Origin of the sequence: Bacteroides sp. 1_1_14, assembly GCF_000162515.1 — a bacterium.
GTDB classification, from domain to species: Bacteria; Bacteroidota; Bacteroidia; order Bacteroidales; family Bacteroidaceae; genus Bacteroides; species Bacteroides thetaiotaomicron.
In genome coordinates this window covers 741,054-765,173 of record NZ_GG774702.1, presented here as the reverse complement: position 1 = coordinate 765,173, position 24,120 = coordinate 741,054, and the positions used below count along the sequence as shown (strand labels likewise).

The 24,120-nt window shown below is 43.8% G+C and carries 13 protein-coding genes and 1 pseudogene; 6 read left to right on the top strand and 8 right to left on the bottom strand.

All coding sequences use genetic code 11. The annotated features are described in order from the left end of the window. Position 1 precedes the first annotated feature (1 nt). The 3 genes from HMPREF9007_RS21485 to HMPREF9007_RS21495 are packed head-to-tail and all read right to left on the bottom strand — an operon-like array spanning position 2 to position 3,398. Positions 2 to 1,327 carry a hypothetical protein gene (locus tag HMPREF9007_RS21485; RefSeq protein WP_008760038.1) on the bottom strand — a complete coding sequence of 442 codons (1,326 nt, stop codon included), beginning with the start codon at positions 1,325 to 1,327 and terminating at the stop codon, positions 2 to 4. A gap of 57 nt (positions 1,328 to 1,384) precedes the next feature. After that, positions 1,385 to 2,680 carry an outer membrane protein transport protein gene (locus tag HMPREF9007_RS21490; RefSeq protein ID WP_008760037.1) on the bottom strand — a complete coding sequence of 432 codons (1,296 nt, stop codon included), beginning with the start codon at positions 2,678 to 2,680 and terminating at the stop codon, positions 1,385 to 1,387. Next, complete coding sequence (locus tag HMPREF9007_RS21495; RefSeq protein WP_008760036.1) at positions 2,667 to 3,398, bottom strand: type III pantothenate kinase; 732 nt, start codon at positions 3,396 to 3,398, stop codon at positions 2,667 to 2,669. Before HMPREF9007_RS21495 ends, HMPREF9007_RS21490 begins: the two co-directional genes overlap by 14 nt. 441 nt (positions 3,399 to 3,839) lie before the next feature. On the opposite strand from HMPREF9007_RS21495, the gene HMPREF9007_RS21500 reads away from it, so the two are divergent. The 5 genes from HMPREF9007_RS21500 to HMPREF9007_RS21520 all read left to right on the top strand — a co-directional run bounded on the left by HMPREF9007_RS21500 (position 3,840) and on the right by HMPREF9007_RS21520 (position 11,790). Next, the gene (locus tag HMPREF9007_RS21500; RefSeq protein WP_032850067.1) at positions 3,840 to 5,027 is read left to right on the top strand and encodes a DUF4105 domain-containing protein; all 1,188 of its coding nucleotides are present in this window, start codon (positions 3,840 to 3,842) and stop codon (positions 5,025 to 5,027) included. Continuing rightward, positions 5,027 to 6,601 carry an alkaline phosphatase family protein gene (locus HMPREF9007_RS21505; RefSeq protein WP_008760034.1) on the top strand — a complete coding sequence of 525 codons (1,575 nt, stop codon included), beginning with the start codon at positions 5,027 to 5,029 and terminating at the stop codon, positions 6,599 to 6,601. Before HMPREF9007_RS21500 ends, HMPREF9007_RS21505 begins: the two co-directional genes overlap by 1 nt. A gap of 130 nt (positions 6,602 to 6,731) precedes the next feature. After that, complete coding sequence (gene secA / locus HMPREF9007_RS21510) at positions 6,732 to 10,052, top strand: preprotein translocase subunit SecA (protein WP_008760033.1); 3,321 nt, start codon at positions 6,732 to 6,734, stop codon at positions 10,050 to 10,052. A 121-nt stretch (positions 10,053 to 10,173) separates the two neighbouring features. Then, complete coding sequence (locus HMPREF9007_RS21515) at positions 10,174 to 11,283, top strand: DUF6340 family protein (RefSeq protein ID WP_008760032.1); 1,110 nt, start codon at positions 10,174 to 10,176, stop codon at positions 11,281 to 11,283. 60 nt (positions 11,284 to 11,343) lie between these two features. Further along, entirely contained in the window at positions 11,344 to 11,790 is a 447-nt protein-coding gene (locus HMPREF9007_RS21520) for a hypothetical protein (RefSeq protein WP_008760031.1), read from the top strand. A 183-nt stretch (positions 11,791 to 11,973) separates the two neighbouring features. On the opposite strand, the pseudogene HMPREF9007_RS21525 reads toward HMPREF9007_RS21520, so the two are convergent. From HMPREF9007_RS21525 to HMPREF9007_RS21540, 4 genes and pseudogenes are all read right to left on the bottom strand, one after another. Beyond that, positions 11,974 to 14,185: pseudogene (locus HMPREF9007_RS21525) on the bottom strand (alpha-N-acetylglucosaminidase). Between the two features lie 230 nt (positions 14,186 to 14,415). Next, positions 14,416 to 16,302, bottom strand: coding sequence for a RagB/SusD family nutrient uptake outer membrane protein (locus HMPREF9007_RS21530; RefSeq protein ID WP_016268340.1), 1,887 nt, complete (start codon positions 16,300 to 16,302; stop codon positions 14,416 to 14,418). 34 nt (positions 16,303 to 16,336) lie between these two features. Beyond that, entirely contained in the window at positions 16,337 to 19,795 is a 3,459-nt protein-coding gene (locus tag HMPREF9007_RS21535) for a TonB-dependent receptor (RefSeq protein WP_032850066.1), read from the bottom strand. Between the two features lie 237 nt (positions 19,796 to 20,032). Further along, complete coding sequence (locus HMPREF9007_RS21540; RefSeq protein WP_008760028.1) at positions 20,033 to 21,061, bottom strand: FecR family protein; 1,029 nt, start codon at positions 21,059 to 21,061, stop codon at positions 20,033 to 20,035. 129 nt (positions 21,062 to 21,190) lie between these two features. Here HMPREF9007_RS21540 and HMPREF9007_RS21545 point away from each other — a divergent pair, with 129 nt between their 5' ends. Beyond that, on the top strand, positions 21,191 to 21,766 hold the full coding sequence (locus HMPREF9007_RS21545) for an RNA polymerase sigma-70 factor (protein ID WP_008760027.1): 576 nt from the start codon (positions 21,191 to 21,193) through the stop codon (positions 21,764 to 21,766). Between the two features lie 389 nt (positions 21,767 to 22,155). Here HMPREF9007_RS21545 and HMPREF9007_RS21550 read toward each other — a convergent pair whose 3' ends face one another. Continuing rightward, complete coding sequence (locus tag HMPREF9007_RS21550) at positions 22,156 to 24,051, bottom strand: ATP-binding protein (RefSeq protein ID WP_008760026.1); 1,896 nt, start codon at positions 24,049 to 24,051, stop codon at positions 22,156 to 22,158. Positions 24,052 to 24,120: the final 69 nt, after the last annotated feature.

The following is a 24,120-nucleotide window of genomic DNA, read 5'->3' as shown; positions in this document are numbered from 1 at the left end:
TTTATCTAATCGTTGTAGTCTCTCCGATCCAGCCACCGATAGTGATGCGGTCGCCTTGTTTGTAACCTAACATAAATAGGTCTTTAGCCTGTGGAGTATGACCGGAATATGTACCAATCAACTTGTTTGCTTCTTCAGCCACACTTGGGTCAACAGCTTTTGCACGTTGCAGTTTATCAATTACAGCGAAGTAAGTACACTTATTCAATGCAGACTCATCACTCCAGTTAGGACTCATTGCATACAAGTTAGCAATCAGGATATAAGGAGCACCATAGTTCTCGTTGAAGCTAATTGCTTTCTGACAGTATGATCTGGCTTGAGACAATTTCTTAGCAGAAGCCAATACAGCTGCAGCAGCATATGCCTTTTCTGCTTTCTTCACGTTGTCAGTTTCCAATTGGATTGCTTCGTCAAAGAACTTCACAGCACCATCAATATCACCTTTCTTGAATGCCTGATAAGCACATCCTGTAGCAGCTTCAGCTGTTGGCTCTATCTTATAAGCGTAGAAAGATGCTTGCAAATAAGCTTCGCTTTCTGTACATCTCATCATTTTCATGATATCGATTACTTTTTTCAGATAAGCCAAGTCTGTCTGGTTAGCTTCTACTTTCGGGCCATAGATACTTTGCAGAGATTCGCAGTCAGCAGTACCACTGTTTACGAACAAAGCCACGAGGTTATCTTTGATACCCATAAAGTTTTTCTTTTTTGCTTCATTAGTTTCTGCAGCAATAGCAGCGTCAGCATATTCTGAAGCAAGCAGATAATCCTGAATAAATTGTTCTTTATGATTAGGATCAGCTTTCAGTTTATCCAATGACATCTGAAGGAAATAAAAAAGCGTAGCAGCTGCCGATTCGCCTTTCACTGCATTTACAGACTGGCTCAACCATTGATAGGCTTGGTTAGCGTCTACTTTCGGAGCCAAAGCAATATAGTCTACAGCCTTGATACCCAGTGCTTCGTCAGCAGAAGACACTTTAGTTCCTTTTGCAAGGAATTCTTCTGTGTATTTCATACGCAAATCATGCGTATTCATCAATTCATCAAAATACTTCTGATATTCAGGATTATTCTTATCCTTAATCTGGGCCATCAAGCCTTTAAGGATTTTATATCCGTCAGTAAAAGTGTAAAAACGGAGTGTGGGACAATTTTCCAACACAGCTTTCCAGGGAGTATACGCATCTTTAAAATTTCCTGCACGCACAGCCTCATGCGAAATACTACTGTTTGAGTTACAGTTAGACGCATCCTGTGCCACCACAGTGGTTGCTCCAGCCGAAAGGAACAACATAGCCACAAGCGTTTTAATTTTCATTGTATCTAAATTTTAGTTGTTTATATAATATCGTCTATTCTCTCTCTCTCACTTTTATTACTCTACCCTACGCTTGAAGAACCAACGTTCGTTGAACGTAAGCCCGATACTCACGCGGAAGATATTTTCATTCACCATGTTCGTCTCCAATCCTTTTACACGGACAAACTGTCCACTGATACTAAGTATGGAACGCGAACGGGGAACAGGCAGACCGAAACCGGCAGTTACACCATATTCACGTGAAGCCTTTTTCCCATCAATCTTATAATACGGCGTCGTATAATAAGCTCCTAAACGGTATTTTATGTGGGCGAAATAGGAACGTCCTATCAAATTAGGAATGTATTCCGCACCTACTGATATTTTTGTACGATCACAATAAGTGAAAGTTTCATTAAAGTCCTGACGTACATTCTCGTCACTTGTTACTACGCCAAAATTAGTTTTTGACCATTGCTGTAAGCTATAATCTGCACCAACTGTCAAACGCTTGTCATAGTTATATGTAAATCCGACTCCAAAGGTATTGGGTAATTCAAATGTAGCATCCAAGACATCCTTATATTCAGTTCCATAACTTGAACTAGATGCTCCCATGATTACAATTGACGTATAATCATTATTCAACTTATGTTTAGGAGAATATACAGCACCAATCGTCAAAGAACTCTTTTTATTCAAAGCCTGTGTATATTGTGCACCGAAATCCAATTTATAATCAGAAATCGAGGTTACCATTTTTCGCTGATAGGAATCATAAGAAGATGTTCCCGGATAGAACATTCCTCTTGTACGGGTTATATCTCCCCAAAAATAAGATGCATTCACACCGACAGAGAGATTCTTAAGTACTTTTACACCAGCACCAACGTACATTTGATGCAAACCACCGTCGCCGGTAAAACTTCTGCTATATGCCAAACCATTGTCCGTAGTCTGACTATCAGACACCGTATACCCCACATTAGAATATGGCAACAATCCGACACTCATCGCCATCCACGGAGCCAACCGGAACTGCATAGCGAGATAATCGAAACTGGCGTTTTTGGCATTCAACTTCAGGCCACCACCACTAATATTCATATTCTGTAAACTGACACCCCCTTCGAACAGGAACGTCAACGAATCAATGGCCGTATAGGAAGCAGGATTCGTTGGATTGATCTGTGCTCCATCCCTGAGTCCGAAAGCAATTCCACCCATCGCCTTGCTATTTCCGAAACTTTGATCGGACAAGTCGCCATAGCCATATCGTGTGTAAGGAGAGTTTGTATTATTTTGAGCGATTGCCGTTCCGGTAACCATCATGAGCAAAAGCGCCCAAATCGTGTGTTTAAATCCTACCATTATTATAGTTTAAAATTCTATTTAATCCTTTCAACACTAAAAATCTATCTGCAAAGATGGCACTTTTTACGCTGCTATCAAAAGAAAAGTCATCTCCGCCCGTTAAAAAAACCAAAAGTTCAGGATATTTATGCTTCATAGCCTCAATATAACCTGAAATTTCATATTCCATTCCTTTCAGCACCCCTGCACGGATGGCAGTTTCCGTATCCCTTCCCATCGGCAGTTTGCGCCCGTTGGAGTCTATCAGCGGCAAGCGTCCGGTAAACTGGTGAAGCGCTTTATAGCGCATCTGCATGCCGGGAGAAATATTACCGCCATGATATTGTCCTTTCGAGTCAATAAACTCATAAGTAATGCAAGTGCCTGCATCAATGACCAAGATGTCATTATGAGGAAACTGCTCGTTGGCACCCACTACAGCAGCTATCCGGTCGTACCCCAATGTCTCGGGAGTTTCGTACAGATTACCTACCGGCAACGGAGTCTCATGATTGAGCCATAACAGGGGGAACGGCAAAGCAGCCAGTTCGGCAAGTATCCGTTCGTTCAAATCGACGACAGTAGCTACAATCCCCCGCTCAATCCGGTATTTGGAGCAAAGAGCCTCCAAGCTATCCAATGATTGATTGGATTCGGTCAACACCTCCACCATCTCACTTCCATTGAAGAGGGCAACTTTCGCTGTCGTATTTCCTATGTCGATAATTAAGTTCAATACTTTTCGTCTTTAGCGGCGCAAAGGTAAAGTAAAAAAAGAAAAGTTGAAGCATACAGAAGGAATTATCTTCTTTTTTCATTTCAAATATCGCCCCAAACGCCAAAATCGAACTATATATTTTTAAATATATAATTTATTAGTTATCCCTTATTATGGTACCGCTTTGCGTTTCATAGTTATTTTTCCTTACGCGACATTTCTCTATGTATCAATCAGTTACAAGAGTTTCAAAGTGTTCCGTTCAGCGTTCCACATTTTATAAGAAAAAAAGAACGCTTTTAGAGGCCCTATTTACCCTAATCAGAGGCTCTGTTTGGGTGAAACGAAGCCTCTGTTTGGGTAAAACAAAGCCTCTGTTTGGATAAAACGAAGCCTCCGTTTCTACAATCCAACTATTCTTCGTATATTCGCCACCAAAATAATAAACGGGCATTTCTGATGAAACGGACAATTCTATATCCATTACTGACTCTTTATCTGCTTATCTTTTCAAACGGACAAGCCATAGCTTCTGGCAACGACTCCATCCGCCTCAGCCTGCTGACTTGCGCCCCCGGTGAAGAAATATACTCCCTGTTCGGACATACAGCCATCCGCTACGAAGATCCGGCCAACGGAATAGATGCCGTATTCAACTATGGACTATTCAGCTTCAATACTCCCAACTTCATCCTCCGTTTTTCACTCGGTGAGACAGACTACCAGCTGGGAGCTACCGACTACGCCCGTTTCGCGGCGGAATATGCCTTCGACGGGCGCAGCGTCTGGCAACAGACACTCAACCTGAGCAAAGAAGAAAAAGCGGAACTCATCCGACTACTGCAAGAAAACTATCTTCCCGAAAACAGAGTTTACCGGTATAATTTCTTTTATGACAACTGCGCTACACGCCCGCGCGATAAAATAGAAGAAAGCATTGACGGAAAGGTAATATATCCCGCAGAGCCGCAAGACGGTTCGCTATCTTTCCGCGATATCGTACATCAATACTGCAAAGGCCATCCGTGGGCCCGCTTCGGCATCGACCTCTGCATCGGCAGCGAAGCAGACCGCCCCATCACGCAACGCCAAATGATGTTTGCCCCCTTTTACCTGATGGATGCTTTCGCAGGCGCCCAAATCGTCCATGATTCGGTTCAGCGTCCGCTCGTATCCGGCAAGGAGCTGATCGTAGACGCCCTTCCCGAGGAAGAAGAAGGCGGTTGGATGCCCACCCCGTTCCAATGTTCCCTCCTGCTTTTTATACTTACCGCAGCTGCTACTATCTACAGCATCCGCAAAAGGACAGGACTCTGGGGTGTCGACCTTATTTTATTCGGTGCCGCAGGCATCGTGGGCTGTGTGCTGGCCTTCCTCGCCCTATTCTCCGAACATCCGGCTGTCAGCTCCAATTTCTTATTGCTGGTATTCCATCCGGGACAGCTTCTGATCCTTCCATACATCATTTATTGTGTCCGAAAAGGAAAGAAATGCTGGTATTTGACGCTGAATTTAGTCGTTTTAACACTTTTTATGGTGCTTTTTCCGCTAATTCCGCAGAGATTTGACTTAGCTGTTGTACCTTTGGCACTCTGTTTGCTGATACGTTCAGCGAGCAATTTGATATTGACCTCTAAAAAGAAATAATGAAAGGACTACTAACTTCCCTGATTACCGTACTGACCTTCACCGGGCTACAAGCTCAGTCGTTGCCTACTGCCCCTAAACTTGTGGTAGGACTCACGATTGACCAGTTGCGTACGGACTATCTGGAAACTTTTTCGTCGCTCTACGGCGAGAGAGGCTTCAAACGCCTCTGGAAAGAGGGAAGAGTATTCCACAATGCAGAATATACATTCAGCGGTGTAGACCGTGCCTCTGCCATGGCAGCCATCTACAGCGGATCAACGCCTTCCGTCAACGGGATCATTTCCAACCGATGGATGGATGTAGCCACCCTACGCCCTGTCAACAGTACGGACGATGCGGCCTTCATGGGTTATTACACCGATCAGACCTGTGCCCCTACCAAATTATTAACCTCTACCATTGCCGACGAACTGAAAATAGCGACACAAGGCAAAGGTATCGTATACGCCATCGCCCCTTTCTGCGACGCAGCCATTTTCGCTGCCGGACATGCAGGAAACGGAGCGTTCTGGATCAATCCCACGACCGGAAAATGGAGCGGAACGACTTATTATGGCGAATTCCCCTGGTGGGCAAGCCAATATAACGACCGTCAGGCCATCGACTCCCGCATCTCCAGCGTCACATGGGAACCGGTTTTCCCACGTGGTATGTACACTTTCCTGCCAGATTGGCGGGACGTAGTGTTCAAATATAAATTTGACGACGACCGCAACAATAAGTTCCGCCGTTTCATCACCAGCCCGTTCGTCAACGATGAAGTAAATGCCCTCGCAGAAGAAGCAATCGGCAAAGGTTCGGTCGGCATGGATGACATTACTGACTTATTGGCACTTACTTATTATGCAGGCAACTATGCGCACAAGTCCGTACAAGAGTGTGCCATGGAAATACAGGACACTTATGTACGCCTCGACCGCAGCATCGCCAACCTGCTTGACCTGCTCGACAAGAAAGTAGGCTTGCAGAATGTGCTTATCTTCGTCACTTCCACCGGATATACGGACAGCGAATCGACGGATTCGGGACTGTACAAAATACCGACCGGAGAGTTTCACCTCAACCGCTGCACCGCCTTGCTGAACATGTTTCTGATGGCCACTTACGGCGAAGGAAAATATGTAGAAGCCTATCACGACCAGCAAATCTATCTGAACCACAAGTTACTGGAACAAAAGCAACTGAACCTGACAGAAGTGCAGGAAAAGTCTGCCGACTTCCTGATGCAGTTCAGCGGAGTAAATGAGGCATATTCCGCCCACCGGCTTCTCCTGGGTTCATGGACTCCGGAAATATACAGAATACGCAACGGCTATCACCGCAAGCGTTCCGGCGACCTCGTGATCGACGTGTTGCCGGGATGGACTATCGTCAGCGAAAACGGCAACGAGAACAAGGTGGTACGTCATTCCTATATCCCCGCACCGCTGATCTTCATGGGTCACTCCGTGAAACCGGCCATCATTCAGACACCTGTAACAATCGACCATATTGCGCCTACACTGGCTCATTTCATGCGCATACGGGCTCCCAATGCTTCTTCTTCGGCTCCTATTACCGATCTTCGGTAAAAGATTCCTCACAAAAACCATGCGAAAAACATAAATAAATCAGCATTTTAATGTAACTTTGCGCGGATTTATATATGGAAAAAGCACCGTGCAGACAATCAAGAAATAATAATAAACTAAATAATATAACATGGGATTTAATGAATTTTTAAGCTCGATTTTCGGAAACAAATCCACACGAGACATGAAAGAAATCAAACCCTGGGTAGAAAAGATCAAAGCTGCCTACCCGGAGATTGAAGCACTGGACAACGATGCCCTCCGTGCCAAAACGGAAGAACTCAAAAAATACATCCGCGAATCGGCTACTGACGAACGCGCTAAAGTGGAAGAACTTAAAGCGAGCATCGAAAGCACCGAACTGGAAGACCGCGAAGAAGTCTTTGCACAAATAGATAAGATAGAGAAAGAAATTCTCGAAAAATACGAGAAAGCACTGGAAGAAGTATTGCCCGTAGCTTTCTCTATCGTCAAAGCAACTGCCAAACGATTTACGGAAAACGAAGAAATCGTAGTAACCGCGACTGAATTCGACCGCCATCTGGCTGCCACCAAAGACTTTGTACGCATTGAAGGCGACAAGGCCATCTACCAGAACCACTGGAATGCCGGCGGCAATGATACGGTATGGAACATGATTCATTACGACGTTCAGCTGTTCGGTGGTGTCGTTCTGCACAAAGGTAAGATTGCGGAAATGGCAACCGGTGAAGGTAAAACTCTCGTTGCTACCCTTCCGGTATTCCTGAACGCGCTGACCGGAAACGGTGTGCATGTAGTAACCGTGAACGACTACCTTGCCAAACGTGACTCCGAATGGATGGGCCCGCTTTATATGTTCCACGGTTTGAGCGTAGATTGCATCGACCGCCATCAGCCGAACTCCGATGCCCGTCGTCAGGCATACCTTGCCGACATCACGTTCGGTACCAACAATGAATTCGGTTTCGACTACCTGCGTGACAACATGGCTATCAGCCCGAAAGACCTTGTTCAACGCCAGCACAACTACGCTATCGTCGATGAGGTTGACTCGGTATTGATTGACGATGCCCGTACTCCGCTGATTATTTCCGGTCCGGTACCGAAGGGCGACGACCAACTGTTCGAACAGCTTCGTCCGCTGGTAGAACGTCTGGTAGAAGCTCAAAAAGTATTGGCAACCAAATACCTTTCCGAAGCCAAACGACTGATTGCCTCCAACGACAAGAAGGAAGTGGAAGAAGGATTCCTTGCCCTTTATCGTAGCCACAAGTGTCTTCCGAAGAATAAGGCATTGATCAAGTTCCTCAGTGAACAGGGTATCAAAGCCGGCATGCTGAAGACCGAAGAAATCTACATGGAGCAGAACAACAAGCGTATGCACGAAGTGACCGAACCGTTGTACTTCGTCATCGAAGAAAAACTGAACAGCGTAGACCTCACAGATAAAGGTATCGACCTGATCACCGGTAACTCCGAAGACCCGACATTGTTCGTGCTGCCGGATATCGCCGCACAACTCTCCGAACTGGAAAATCAAAACCTGACCAACGAACAACTGCTGGAAAAGAAAGATGAGCTGCTGACTAACTACGCCATCAAATCGGAGCGCGTACACACCATCAACCAGTTGCTGAAGGCTTACACCATGTTCGAGAAAGATGACGAATATGTTGTGATCGACGGACAGGTGAAGATTGTAGACGAGCAGACCGGACGTATCATGGAAGGCCGCCGCTACTCCGACGGATTGCACCAGGCTATCGAAGCGAAGGAACGTGTGAAAGTAGAAGCCGCAACGCAGACATTCGCAACGATCACTTTGCAGAACTACTTCCGTATGTATCACAAGCTGTCCGGTATGACCGGTACTGCCGAAACGGAAGCAGGCGAACTTTGGGACATCTACAAATTGGATGTAGTCGTTATCCCGACTAACCGCCCGATCGCAAGGAAGGATATGAACGACCGCGTTTACAAAACCAAACGCGAAAAGTATAAAGCCGTTATCGAAGAAATCGAAAAACTAGTGCAGGCAGGACGTCCGGTACTGGTAGGTACGACTTCGGTAGAAATCTCCGAAATGCTGAGCAAAATGCTTACCATGCGTAAGATCGAACATAGCGTACTGAATGCGAAGTTGCACCAGAAAGAAGCTGAAATTGTTGCAAAAGCCGGTTTCAGCTGTGCAGTGACCATCGCTACCAATATGGCAGGTCGTGGTACCGACATCAAGCTGAGCCCGGAAGTAAAAGCCGCAGGCGGTTTGGCCATCATCGGTACGGAACGTCACGAATCCCGTCGTGTAGACCGCCAGTTGCGTGGTCGTGCAGGACGTCAGGGTGACCCGGGTTCTTCTGTATTCTTCGTGTCACTGGAAGATGACTTGATGCGTCTGTTCTCTTCCGACCGTATTGCCAGTGTAATGGACAAACTCGGTTTCCAGGAAGGCGAAATGATCGAGCACAAGATGATCTCCAACTCTATCGAGCGTGCACAGAAGAAGGTGGAAGAAAACAACTTCGGTATCCGTAAACGTCTGTTGGAATATGACGACGTGATGAACAAGCAACGTACCGTTGTTTACACCAAACGCCGCCACGCCCTGATGGGTGAACGTATCGGTATGGATATCGTTAATATGATCTGGGACCGTTGCGCGAATGCGATCGAGAACAATGACTACGAAGGCTGTCAGATGGAACTGCTCCAGACATTGGCTATGGAAACTCCGTTCACCGAAGAAGAATTCCGTAATGAAAAGAAGGATACGTTGGCAGAAAAGACATTCAACATTGCCATGGAAAACTTCAAACGCAAAACGGAACGCCTGGCACAAATCGCTAATCCGGTCATCAAACAAGTATACGAAAACCAGGGACATATGTACGAAAACATTCTGATTCCTATCACAGACGGAAAACGGATGTATAACATCTCCTGTAATCTGAAAGCGGCTTACGAGTCCGAATCAAAGGAGGTGGTGAAAGCTTTCGAAAAGTCTATCCTGCTGCACGTTATCGACGAAGCATGGAAAGAAAACCTGCGTGAGCTGGATGAGTTGAAACACTCTGTTCAGAACGCAAGCTACGAACAGAAAGACCCGCTGTTGATCTACAAACTGGAATCCGTAACACTGTTTGACGCTATGGTGAACAAGATCAATAACCAGACTATCTCCATCCTGATGCGCGGACAGATCCCTGTACAGGAAGCTCCGGCAGACGAACAACAGCCACGCCGCGTAGAAGTACGCCAGGCTGCTCCCGAGCAACGTCAGGATATGAGCAAGTATCGTGAACAGAAACAAGACCTCAGTGATCCGAACCAGCAGGCTGCTGCCAGTCAGGATACTCGCGAGCAACAAAAACGCGAACCGATCCGTGCGGAAAAGACGGTAGGACGCAATGATCCTTGCCCATGCGGAAGCGGTAAGAAATATAAAAACTGCCACGGACAGAATGCTTAACAGCAGTCCGATGTAAGATTATAATCTAAAAGAAAGCCTCAAACGGTTAAAAACTGTTTGAGGCTTTCTTTTATTCATCCAAAATAGTACTTTTGCTTAAACTACTAAAGATATCAAGACTATGGCAAAATTCTATTCACTGGCATTTGTTTCTCTGCTACTGTTGGCACTCGGCAGCTGTCAGAGCCTGGAGCAGATTTCTATTGACTATATGCAGCCCGGAGATATGACTTTCCCTTCTCAACTCCGTAAAGTGGCTATCGTGAATAACACCAGCACCGAACCGGATAACAAGCTGATCACACAGACCGAAAAGCCGAAAGAAAACGTACCCGAAATAAGCCACGCCACAGCGTATGCAAATGGTAACGTTAAGATTGCGGCTGAATCGCTGGCGGAAGAAATCGCGCATCAGAACTATTTTGATGTAGTGGTGATCTGTGATTCCGCTTTACGGGCCAATGACAAGTTTCTTCGTGAAAGTACATTGAGTCAGGAGGAAGTCCAACAGCTGACATCAGACTTGGGAGTGGACTGTATCATCGCAATGGAAAACCTGCAATTCAAAGCGACCAAAACGGTTCGTTATATCCGTGATTTTAACTGCTACCTGGGGACAGTGGATGTAAAAGCCTACCCGACGGTGAAGGTATACCTGCCCTCGCGCAGCAAACCGATGACTACGCTACACCCCACCGACAGTATCTTTTGGGAAGAATACGGAGGATCGGTAACAGAAACATTTGCACACATGATACCTGATGCACAGATGTTACGGGAAGCTTCTGAATTTGCAGGGACTATCCCTGTCAAACAGTTACTCCCTTTCTGGAAAACAGGCAAACGATACTTGTACACCGGTGGCTCCGTACAGATGCGTGACGCGGCAATCTTTGTCCGTGAAAATTCATGGGACAGAGCTTTCGAACTTTGGGAACAAGTGTACAACGGAACCAAGAAGGAAAAGAAAAAGATGAAAGCTGCCCTCAATATCGCTGTTTATTATGAGATGAAGGACAGCTTGGCAAAAGCAGAAGAATGGGCAGTCAAAGCACAGCAACTTGCCCAAAAAGTAGATAAGAAAAACATTCCCGAAAATGCGGCGTACGCCACCATTGACGATATACCGAATTACTACCTTACAACCCTTTATGCAAATGAATTAAAGGAACGTAACAGTCAATTGCCCAAGCTAAAAATGCAAATGGAGCGATTTAATGATGATTTTTAAGGAAATCATGCATTGATTATTATTTTTTTATACCTTTGAGGTAACAAAAAGGAAGAACCTATGAAACTGAGCCAACAATCTCTGTCTACCATCGAATCGGCTATCCAAAAGGCAGCCGGCAAATATGTATGTGGCTGCGACCAGACAGCCGTAACAGATATTCATTTACAACCGGACCAAACATCGGGACAACTCACTATTTATAACGACGATGACGAGGAATTGGCTAATGTAATGATTGAAGAGTGGGCAACTTACGATGGAGATGATTTCATGGAAAATGTAGAGCCCAACCTGAAAAGTATCCTTTGCAGAATGAAAGATGCAGGAGACTTCGATAAAGTAACAATATTAAAGCCTTATTCATTCGTACTGGTAGATGAAGATAAGGAAACAGTTGCAGAATTGTTGCTGATAGATGACGATACATTGCTTGTGGATGACGAACTGCTGAAAGGACTGGATAAAGAACTGGACGAGTTTCTGAAAAATTTGTTGGAGAAATAAATATGTTCGATTGCCCGGCATGCCCTTGCTGAAGCAATTATCATTTATAAAAAGAATAATCGGAAGTAAAAGGTATTCCCCTGTTTACTTCCGATTATTCTTTTTTCGTTTTATATGATTCGTACAAACCCAAGTTTCCCTATCAGCGCTGACTAAAAAGCCGGAGCAGTGTAGGTAGATAAATTACTTTGCTTCAATCGCTGTCCGATAAACAGATTTTGCCGTTTCAATTACATTTTGTAACTTATGATCTGATGAATCAGCTGTTTTGTTTTTCTCCGCCCATGCTTTCTCCATGCCATAGAAATTAATCGGTTCTTCCGCTGATTCACCAAGTTTGCCGTCCAACTCCCGTTGTTTCTGCTCAAAGAAAGTTTTCCAACGTTGATAATACAAGTCTTTCAAAATCCCGCTCCACTCCCGATGGGAATAATCATGCAGACCTCCCTGATTAGCAGCTATACTGTCTCCCCAAACCGTGATCAGCGCAGAAGCATTCCATTCGTAAAGTTTCTTTTCTTCTTCCGTGGTTCCCAAAGAACGTGCGGCATTCAGCCATGAAGACGCCGAGAACTCCTTTCGGGTGGACAGCAAACTGTCCTGAGCTAATATTAACTCCAGAAACTGTTGTGTCTGTTTCCCGAAGCTATCCCTATCTTTCCGATCATAACTCTGAGAAATTTCTTCAAGCAGCACATTCCCCTTATCTGCCAGGCTCTGACGCACCACGTCCACCAAATCATATTCAAAGTTATTATTTCCCTTGTACTGATCTGCAACAGAAAGTAACAAGCGGGCTGCCTTTGCCGTTGAATCAGGTGAATAGAATAACTTGGCATATCCCCATGTCGACGTTCTGTCCAGATGAAATCCCGGACGGGCGCACAACAAGGATTCGACTGTCCCTTCTCCCTGATAATTCTTCGGAGCATTGTAAACTGTATGTTCCAGCGCACGCCATGCTTCCGCTACTTCCGGTGACAAATCATTTCCATACCGCGCTTTCAGATACGCTTGCAGCCATTCATCCGGTGAAAAACGTTCTTCCCGCCAAGGAAGCTCATACAGCAATTCAAACATCACCGGATTATTCTCGATTCCTTCCGGAGTAGCTCCTACCCCCCGCAAGGTTTTCCCGTTGACATGTGCACAGGCGTTATAATATCCATTCACCAACTGCTCCATCCGTCCATGCAGACCGACATTACCGCCAAAGTTAAGCAACATACAATAGAGCCAGTCATGCTTGCCGAAACCTTTCTCCCGATACCACATCGACTCCGGATCACCCCATTGCGGAAGTTTCTCACTATACAAATCCAGTACCAGCAAATCACTGGAATCGAGCGTGTTGACCATCGCTTCCCGCGGATTCGCCTGCCATGCCTGCATCACCCACACAGCCTCCGGATTCGCTTTCTTCATAGCACCCATAATAGAAGTTCCCGCCTTTGCCAAGTCTACTCCTTCCGTATTTCCTCCTTCGTGAAAGGGGTCCATACTGTAATACTTTGCTTTTCCGTACAGTTTCTCCAACTCCTCATAATACATGGCAGCAAATGAATCGAAATGTTCATCTTCCGTAGAAAGAAAGGCCGGACGAGGAAAACCGCACCATTTACCGGGATCGGCAATCTGATACCCCAGTTTCTCGCCGATATTACGGGGGACCATTCCTGCATATCCGGGGAATACCGGTTCAATGCCCAGCTCCCTCATTCGGGCAATGATCTTCTTTTGCAGTGCTTCCTGTTGACCGATACCAACTGTCGGGATTCGGTCCGCCCCATCCTTCCAGATTATTCATCTGCCACCATGCCATAAAGGCAGGACCGGAAATAAACTCATTGATCTCCTCCGTCGTATATCCGATACGCTTCAGCAGATTATACCAGACAACCTCCATCCCTGTTATACTCAAAGGCATATTGATGCCGTGCATCGCCATCCAGTCTATTTCTTTCTCCCAGCGTTCCCAGTCCCAGAAAGCCATGGAGTAGGAATAGGTACAGTAATTCAGGTAATATCGATTCTTCATAGCCGTCGCCTGTCGGATTTTCTTTTGAGGCAGAGGCAGTACTTCCGGCAATTTCTGCGAGGGATTATTCCACGAAAGATGAATACCTGCTACGTATTTCAGGTACCAATTCAAGCCCGTAGCCAGTGAAAGATCGGAGTTTCCGGTTATCAGCACTTTGCCATCCTTGAAGTCTATCTCAAAGTAGTCCTTTGCCGGATCGGCTTCATCAGTAACCAACCGGAAAAGGATTTGATCTTTCGACGTATTCTCCGTCACACGTGCCGCCAATGAATCAATTGGAGCAGACGTAGATTGGCAGCTTGTATACATAACAACAGAACCAAATAATAAAAGTAATAGAAGACGCATGTTCATAGTCATTATTTTTTTAAGGGTCATCAAATGTGTTTGAGCGTTTGAACCCCTAAATATATTTCAAATTTCCGATTACTGAAAATAAAATGTAGTTCTTTTATACTGATACACATTAAATAACCTCCAATATATGAAAAGTCGGAAAGATATAGCATTGGCTCTAATAAAGAAAGAAGATGTGTCAAACAGTTATTTGCACATCTTCTTTCAATTTGTGTTTCAGTTAATTATTACTCCCATCCCGGATTATTGGGGGCCAGTTCTGGGTTTAATGCGATTTCATTAGTAGGCACCTGATACAGATAATACTTATCTAACCAACCTTTACCTGCTACCAAAGGATCATTATACATATAGATAAAACCTTCTTTCTTTCCTGTTGTATCGGCGTATCCTTTTTCAAGATCAACAAACTGTCCGGAATCGCCAATCTGCTCTTTAGTAGCCCATTGACCATACTGTATCTTATTGATAAACCAAGGTGCTTTTTTCCAGCGGCGCACATCGTAGAACCCAAATCCTTCACCCATCAATTCTACTATGCGCTCGCGACGAATCTCCCACAATACAGGGTCTACGGTCTGGTCGCGCTTCGGATCAAATCCGGCATTTATCTCGGCCACTTTCATATGCGCAACTCCCACCCGATCGCGTAACTTATTGATAGTAAGATCAGCAACAGTCTGATTGAAGCCCTCGGCACCTGTACCACCTTTTTCAAATTTAGCCTCAGCATAATTCAACATCACTTCATCAATCTTGAACAAAGGTACATCTGAGGTCCCCTCATTCTCTTTCGAATTATCCCATACATTATAGTATCTGTACACATAGTTACCGCTACGGGCTACGAGGAAACCTTGTCCGCCATTGTTGGTGAAGAAGTGAGGCATCCCTTTCAATATAGCAGCAGACCAGTTCATCAATGGGAACACTTTATGTTTACCGGCTTCCCCATTTCCGCCCCCGAAACCTGTGTAACGGGTAATGCCCATGATATCCATAAACTCACGGTCCTTGGGATCAGAAGTATACTCCCAACTGGTATTATCGGCACTTGGGATCACCTTATAAGGGGGAGCTACAGTCTCTAGCAGACGAAGGTCACGATTGCGGAAGGTAGCATTCATACTATTATCCCCATCCTGCGACCATTCATATTCCGAGCTGTTATGAATCGTTTTACCATCTTTACAAAGATACATATCGATGATGTGTTGCGGCATTTCCACATTATGGGTGGATGTCCGTTCAACATGAGTCAGTACATAATTAGTCAGTTCTTTTTCTACATATTCCTTATACAGAATGATGCCTTTCATTCCTTTCAGGTCAGATGTCAGCATCTCTCCCCAATCACTGTTCAGTTCGGGATAAGAATCCATCAGCTTCTTGGAATAAGTGATACAAGCATCAAAGTATTTATCTTCGTCCCCCAAAGCATGATATTTACGCCATGTACCTTCAAAAAGGCAGAAACGGGAAAGAAGAGCACGGACAACATGCACATTGATCGTATTTTCACCGTCACCGTCTTCTTTTATATGCTCTTCAGCGTATATCAAATCGTTCAATACATGATCGGCAACTTCTTTGCGAGGGGTACGGGGGCCATATGCTATTTCCGTATCCGAATCACCCAGTACACGATCTACCCAAGGCACATCACCAAAACGAGCTATCAGTTCCGAATAATAATAGGCACGGAAAAAATATCCCACCGAACGCCAATGTTCCTTGTCCGCATCCGTCATCCCTGAGTTATCGATATTTGCCAACATGACATTGACCCGATAGACGAAACTGAATGCCCATCCATTGCCCGATGACGAACTGGATACATTTTGAAAAGCATACGGATTACCGTCACCCTGACGACGCATCAGATAACCTGCATAAATATCGCTTGTATAGGATGTGGCACTGGCATAGGCTCCGTTTGTTCCGGGAATACGCAGGATATTAGTATTTGTAAATACTCCATATAATCCCCAGGCATAGGTCTTGAAAGTATTATAATTACTGAACACTGTCTGCTCCGTCAACGAAGTATCCGGATAGCGTTCCATAAAACTATCGTTGCATGAAGTAAACCCGATAGCTGCTGCCGCAAGCATAGTATATATTATTTTTTTCATAACCAATTATAAATTAAAGAGTAACATTAAAACCAAAAGAAATCGTACGATAGAAAGGATATCCCCAAGACAGGCGTTCCGGGTCATAACCCTTCATCAGCTTAGTAAATGTGTGAAGGTTCTCACAACTTACGAACGCTTTCAAACTCGTTAATGTAATAGGTGCTAACCAGCTCTTCGGGAAATTATAACTCAAAGTCACATTCTTGACACGCAGATAAGAGCCATTCATCAGATACTTCGTTTGCGCACGTGTATTGTAACCGGAGTTGTTTCCTTGCCCGTAAATACGGAAATATTCCGCATTCGGATTGGCTGCCGTCCAATCACCATTGGCAGAATCTACCGGTTTCCAATAATCCAGCTGGTCTTTAAAGAGTGAACCAAACTGTCCGGAATTAAACGGCCAGCGGCGTGCATCACTGATCCATACATCACGTTTACCTACTCCTTGCAGCAAAACACTCAGATCAAATCCTTTGTAATTGACTCCCAGGTTTATACCATACTGCAAACGCAAAGAGTTATTACCGATTATCTTGCGGTCTCCCGGATTGTCAAAGGTTCCGTCTCCCGTATCAATGCGATTCGTACTCGATCCATCATCACGCAAATTCTGGTACTTGATGTCGCCGGGACGCGGACTTACTCCATCCACTGTCACCACCCCTTCTTTCAATTTCCAGGTATTTGTATCTTCAAAGTCATCGGCTGTATAGTAACCATCCGTTACATACCCCCAGATAGAACCGATTTCATATCCTTCATAATAATTATTCGTGCCATCACTTTTCAGGATAATCTTGGATTCATTATGGTATTTGGTAACGACTGTTTTAGAGTCATAAAGATTGAAGCCTACATTATAGCCCCATGCACCGATTCTATCTCTCCAGGTCAATGATAATTCCCAGCCTTTCGTACGCAAGTCGGCGGTATTCTGCAAAGGTGCGGAAGCACCTACCACTGACGGCAACTCAGCTCCCGGAGCAAGCATATCTTTCGTATCACGGCGATACCAGTCGAAAGTACTTTGCAGACGTCCGTTCAAGGCAGTTATATCAAAACCAAAGTCCAATGTTTCTACCGTTTCCCAAGTAAAACTATCACTGACCAGTCCCGGAGCATTCAAAGTCAGCGGCTTCGCTCCATTCACCAACCATGCCACATCCTTCTTTTCCACTTGCGACATAGTCGGAACAAATTTATAAGGATCAATACCCTGATTACCTATTTGCCCCCAGGTTCCGCGAAGTTTCAGATCGCTTAGCCAGTCACCTGCAACCGGTTTCATAAAGTTCTCGCGAGCAATGTTCCAACCCACAGATACAGAAGGGAAGAAACCGAAACGATTTTTCTTCGGGAATTTAGACGAGCCGTCATAACGACCATTGGTCTCAAACAGATATTTGCCTTTATAATCATAATTAACACGATAGAAAGCACCACGCACGGTATACACGCGATGATCATCTGTAATAACCTTATTCTCACCGGTAGCCGTACTATGTGACGGATACTTCTCGTTAATCATATCATAAGAATAAGTATACAATTTCTTCCAGTCACTGGATTCCTGGTTGAAGCCGCCCATTAATGACAAGTTATGCGTGTCATTCCATGAATATCTATAATTAGCATACAGGTTGATGGCATTATAATCAGTACTTTGGTGAGTCGTCTCCAGAGAAGAAGTAGTGGCAGTCTGTATTTTTGCCAGCTCAACCGTTGTATAATCAATGGAAGCCTTATTCACATTCTGATTACTCCATGTCTTGTCAAATGTATATTCAAATGCCACTTCAAGCCCTTTCAATGGTTTCAATACCGTTTTTGACAGGATACGGGCATTGTCTCTGATTGTATTGTTATCCGTTGCCATTCTCAAAACGTTGGAAGGCGTATTCGTCATCAGGCTGGTGCCGTCAGGCAAAGTCAGGGAGCCTTCGGGATATACAACCGGCAAACGCATATCATACAATCCGGTCTTATCCGAAGTCACAGGCATATTCTTGTCACTCTGAGCATAGCGTATATCTACAGACTGAGTCAGCCACGAGGTGATTTCGGCAGAAATATAGGCACTACCCGACAAACGTTTGTAGCGGTCTTTATCGGTGATCAAAATACCTTGCTCGCTATTATAACCAAGGGACAGACGATAAGCCAGCTTATCAGTACCACCACTCAATGACACATTATGTGCTTGCAGAAAACCGTAATCATCAAGCATATTGGCATACAGGTCTTTCTCATTCAGATAATAATTCAATCCTGTTTCCGGGTCTACATATACCCCGTCTCCGGTAGTCTGGAATTTACCCGGATTCTTACGATATTCGGTCAGGTAGTTCATCCATGTTTTGATATCTTGCCCGGTGTAGTATTTACCGGCATTGAACTCGCCGTCCAGGTAAGCCTGCATCCACTCCAGCCCGTCAGCCTGTTCCGGACGATTGATAGAACTCTGGAAACCAAAATTATTATTATAATTGACATGAAACCCGTCGCCTTTCTTCGCCTTCTTTGTAGTCACAAGTATTACACCGAAAGCGGCACGCGCACCATAGATAGCGGCCGAAGCAGCATCTTTCAACACAGAAACACTTTCGATATCTTCGGGATTCAACATATCGATATCCCCCGGAACATTATCTATCAACACCAACGGACCACCGCCATTGATGGAAGTCGTACCACGAATATTGAATGATTTGCTCTGTCCCGGACCGGCAGCATCATTATTAGGAGTAATCTGAAGTCCCGGCATCGCACCCTGCAAAGCACTCATGGCATTTACAACAGGACGACTCCCCAGTACATCATCCATCTTTACCTGAGATACCGCGCCGGTCAGGTTCGCTTTCTTCTGTACACCAAAACCAACTACTACCACTTCGTCCAGACTCTGTGTGTCTTCTTTCAATACTACCGACAGCGTCTTTCCCGGAGTTACTTTCAGGGACTGTCCTTGATAACCAATATAAGAAATTTCAAGAATGGCGTCTTTTGAACCGACATTCAGGGTAAAATTACCGTCCATATCAGTGATCGTGCCATTGGAGGAGCCTTTTTCTATCACACTGGCACCGATTACCGGTTCACCTGCCGCATCCACAACTCGTCCGCTTACTTTTACCTTTTCCTGATGCGCCTGTTCGACAGATGCCAACTCCGTGGACAGAATGATCTTTTTATCTATTACCTTATATTCTACATTCGTATTTTTAAATACTTCGTCAAGAACTTTAAAGATATCATTACGGTTAGCGGAGATTGTCACCAACCGTTTCAAATTTATATGAGCATTGTTGTAGAAGAAACTAAATTCTGTTTGCTTCTCTATCGCTCTTAATACATCCTCAACTGTCTGATTACGTACATTCATCGTAACCTTTGCAGATTGGGCATAACTATCTGTCGCATTAGTTAATCCGACAAAACAAAATAAGAATAAAATAACCAGTCTCATAGTACGTGGGATTTTTTTCGAGGTTAGCCAAAAAGACTTTACCACCCTTAAAACTTGGATGCTAAAATTGTTTTGCATAATTTTGTATTGATTTAAGTTGAAAATGAGTTAACTATGCTTGTCTGCCAACAAGCATTTTCAATTGATTCATTTTAGTATGGGGAGATCTGCCAAAATCTTCCCATACTTTTTTCTAAGTGGGTTTTGCTTTCATACTACTAAATTGTTAAAGGTTAATCAATAAATTTCTATTATCTCTTTTTTTCTGTCACTTCCATCCTTATCATCATTGATATGTTGCCAACGTATTTTGGAGGATACTTTAAAATATTCCAGGATCTTCTCCAAACGTTGATTTGTAAAGGTTCCCGTAAACGAACTACTCTTCAGTTTTTCGTTCTTAATAACAAATTTCACACTATATCTTTTTTCCAGCATCCATAATGCTTCTTCCAAAGGTGTATTATCAAGAACAACTTCTCCATCTTTCCAAGCCAATTCTGATTTTCCCGAAGTTTTATAAAGGTGGACTTTATCAGTCTCCGAATCATACACCAGCTTCTCTCTTGGAGATAAGAACACATGTTTCACCCCAGCATCTTTCTCGAACATAAAATCTACTTTTCCTTCAATCAAAGTTGTAATAACCTCTGTATTCTGTTCATATGCTTCCACATTGAAACATGTACCCAATACTTCTATCTGTGATTGATGTGTAATAGAAAGGATAAATTTCTTTTCCGGATCTTTGGCCACTTCAAAGTATGCTTCACCACTTAACGTCACTTTACGGAAATCTCCATTAAAGCGAGAAGGATAAGACAAAGAAGATTCCGAATTCAAATAAACAATTGTACCATCGGGTAATGTCAACGAAGTGGTCATTCCAGGACTAGTCTTAACTTCCATCATCTCCGCTACCTCACCAGTATCCCCTTTCCAATTCTGCCATATAAATAAGGTAAGAAGCGGAATAAATAGAATTGCAGCAGCACGTTGTGCCCACTCCCACCACACTATCCTTCTCACTTCACGGTCCGACATTTTTCCCTTTACTTTCAGTAAAGCTTTCTCCGTATCAACTTTCTTCATTACCTGAACCGTGTCCACAGCCAAATAAAGAGCAAAAGTCTGAGTAGCAACTCGTTTATTCTCCTCCGACTCGTCCATCCACGCTTCCACTTCCAGACGTTCCCCCTCGCTCAACCTCCCCTCACAATAACGAGGAAGCAATTCTTCTATTCTATTATTATCTAATTCTTTCATCCTTTATTCTACCTTTTATTATATGACAAGACCAAACCATGACATTCCTAAACGAAAACCTTATTTTTTTCAGAAAATCTTTATTTTATTATAAAAAAGCTATATTTGCAGCAAATTAGAATTTAATAAATGAAGGAACTACGCATAAAGAGGAATGACCCTCAATTATCTGAAATACAGCGTGGAGGCCTAAAAGCCTTTGAAATGCTATTCAGGCAATACTATGCAGTGCTATGTGCCTATGGTCATAAATATGTTGACTTTCACGATGCAGAAGAAATTGTGCAAGACTCCCTTCTATGGATATGGGAAAACCGGGAAAACCTAATTATTGAATCATCATTAAGTTCTTATCTCTTTAAAATGGTACATCACAAGGCTTTAAATAAGCTTGCACACATTGATGCCATCAAACGTGCTGATACGCGTTTCTATGAAGAAATGCAAGAGATGATACAGGATATGGACTTCTATCAAATTAAAGAGCTAACCAAACGTATTGAAGAGGCGGTTACTGCATTACCGGAAAGTTATCGGCAAGCATTTGTTATGCATCGTTTCCGGGATATGAGCTACAAAGAAATTGCAGAAACATTGGAAGTGTCTCCAAAGACTGTAGATTATCGTATTCAGCAAGCACTCAAACAATTACGCATCGATTTAAAAGATTATCTGCCATTGCTGCTTCCTTTACTGTTTCCTTAATATAAGTGACTCCTTCCAATAAATTGGATTCGTACCTATTAAATCTATACCATCCTTCAACTAAATAGAGAAAAACGGTCTCTTTTTAGGTAAAGTTCTTTTTTGCTCTATCAATTAAAGCTATAAAACAGAAAATAGTAAATCTGTATTTATCTATAGTACAAGCTGATACAGATCATAAATTCTCAACCATTCTCATCATGATGAGAATTATTTCTCACCACAGTGAGAACTTTTTCTCATCGCAGTGAGAATCTTTTCTCATTGCATTGAGAATTTTTTCTCATTGTGGTGAGAATATTGTCTCATCGTAATAAGCTGACCAAAGTCTTGGAAGTCTGCAATACATAAAACTAACAATCATAAAGGATAAGAAGACAAATACGATGCTATTCCTGCTGATAGGGCAGCGTAAACCAGAAAGTAGAGCCTTTGCCTTCTTCCGATTCAACCCCAATCGTCCCTCCTAACCGGTCGATAATCATCTGACAAATGGAAAGTCCCAAACCTGTTCCCTGAACAAAAGGATTGTATTTCACAAACCTTTCGAATACATGCTTGCATTGCTCTTCTGACATGCCGCAGCCTGTATCCGAGACATAAAAGCAAATTGTATTGGCATCCTTCAGACGATATCCCATTCTGATAGAACCTGTCTGAGTAAATTTAATAGCATTGATGACAAAATTGGAAATCAGTTGTATCAAACGATTCTTATCTGTATAAAGGGTACATTCCGGCAGACGTTCGGTAAAAGTAAGAGTGACAGTTTCTTTTTTCAAGCGAAGCCTCATGCTCTGTTCGATTTCTTCCATCGTCTGGTTGACATCTATCAATGACGGACAGAAGTCAAAAGTGCCGGCTTCGATTTTGGACATGTCCAGAATATCATTGATCAGTTGAAGAAGCAAGTCGGTATTTGTTTCGATGATGTCTGCATATTCGCGCATCTCCTTACGATCTTCTATATCCGGCAACATATTCGAGAAGCCGACAATCGCATTCAACGGAGTGCGGATTTCATGACTCATATTAGCCAGAAAGGCGGATTTCAACTGATTCGCCTGCTCCGCCTTTTCCATTGCCTCACTCAGACGAGTGTATGCCTTGCGAAGAATACGTATATAATAGGCGATCGCTGCTATCAAAATAAGAAGGAAAATGGAACAGGAAAGGATTTCAACACAGTATTGATGAAATATACTTTTAGGTTCGTTGACATAAACAGCTCGTTCAGGATAAAGGTGATAGGGAATATTGTAGGATTCCAGCACCGGATAACAGAGGTAGGCACTCGCCTTCCCTCCTATACTTTCGGAAATGTCCTCCGCCTGTTCTCCATGCAACACACGGTCAATAATTTCAAGTAAGGAATCGCCGAATGATTCTGCAGAAACGTAATAGCCTCCTGCAAAAGTATTATTGGACAGGTCTTCGGAAGAAAGCAGGAACAAGGGAGAGGACGTAAAATTGGTGATAATCTCCTGAATATGATCAAAAAGATAATTATTATCTTCTTTATTATGCGACTCAAACCAGGAATAATAAATAATTCCGGTGTTTGCTTTATAGCTGCGCAAGGTGTCCAGAAGCATTTCTGTTGACAAGTGAGTGGTAGAAAGCAATTCTAAAGGCAGGTTTGGAAAATGCTTTTCAACAGCTTCTTTCACGTCTCCGCGGGTTTCTTCACTGATGTAGCGATCGTCCGAGATAAATGCCAGGCGATCCATATCAGGTATCAGGCTATAGATCAGTTCAACGGTTTCCTTCACATAGTAATGCTGTTTCAGGGTAGTCAGGTTGTAGCCTTTTCTCCACTCTTGGGCGGGGACGCTGTTGGTCTCATTCAACGGGGCATGAGAGAGCAGAATATCCAAGGTAGCAGGCAGGCGGTCACGGGAGTTCGTTATGATCACCGGAACATCTTTCCATAGGTCATCAAATAAAGGACGACAGACAATCCAACCCGGATCACCAATTATCACAATAGCGGCAGGAGGAAGCGGATATTTCTGACGCAGATGCTCGATGACCGCATTTACCTCCATCGTATCCTGCAAGGCCGGGACAGACAATGATTCCGCTCTGGCAGTTATTCCCTGTTCCTGAAGAACATCGTGCACATACCAATAGAAGTTTCTGGCCCAAGGAAGGTTGAAGTTAATAGAATTCAAAACTAATATTTCTTTATCTGATTTCCCATTATCTGCCAACATAGGGGAGAGGAGTCCTTCGAAAAGAAGAAAGAACGCACCTGTTAAGCATATTCGCAGTAATTGTTTCATTTTGCTGTGTGATTAAAAGTGGAAGCAAAGATAGTATTATTTTTATCTTTTAAAAAGAAAGGCATCCCA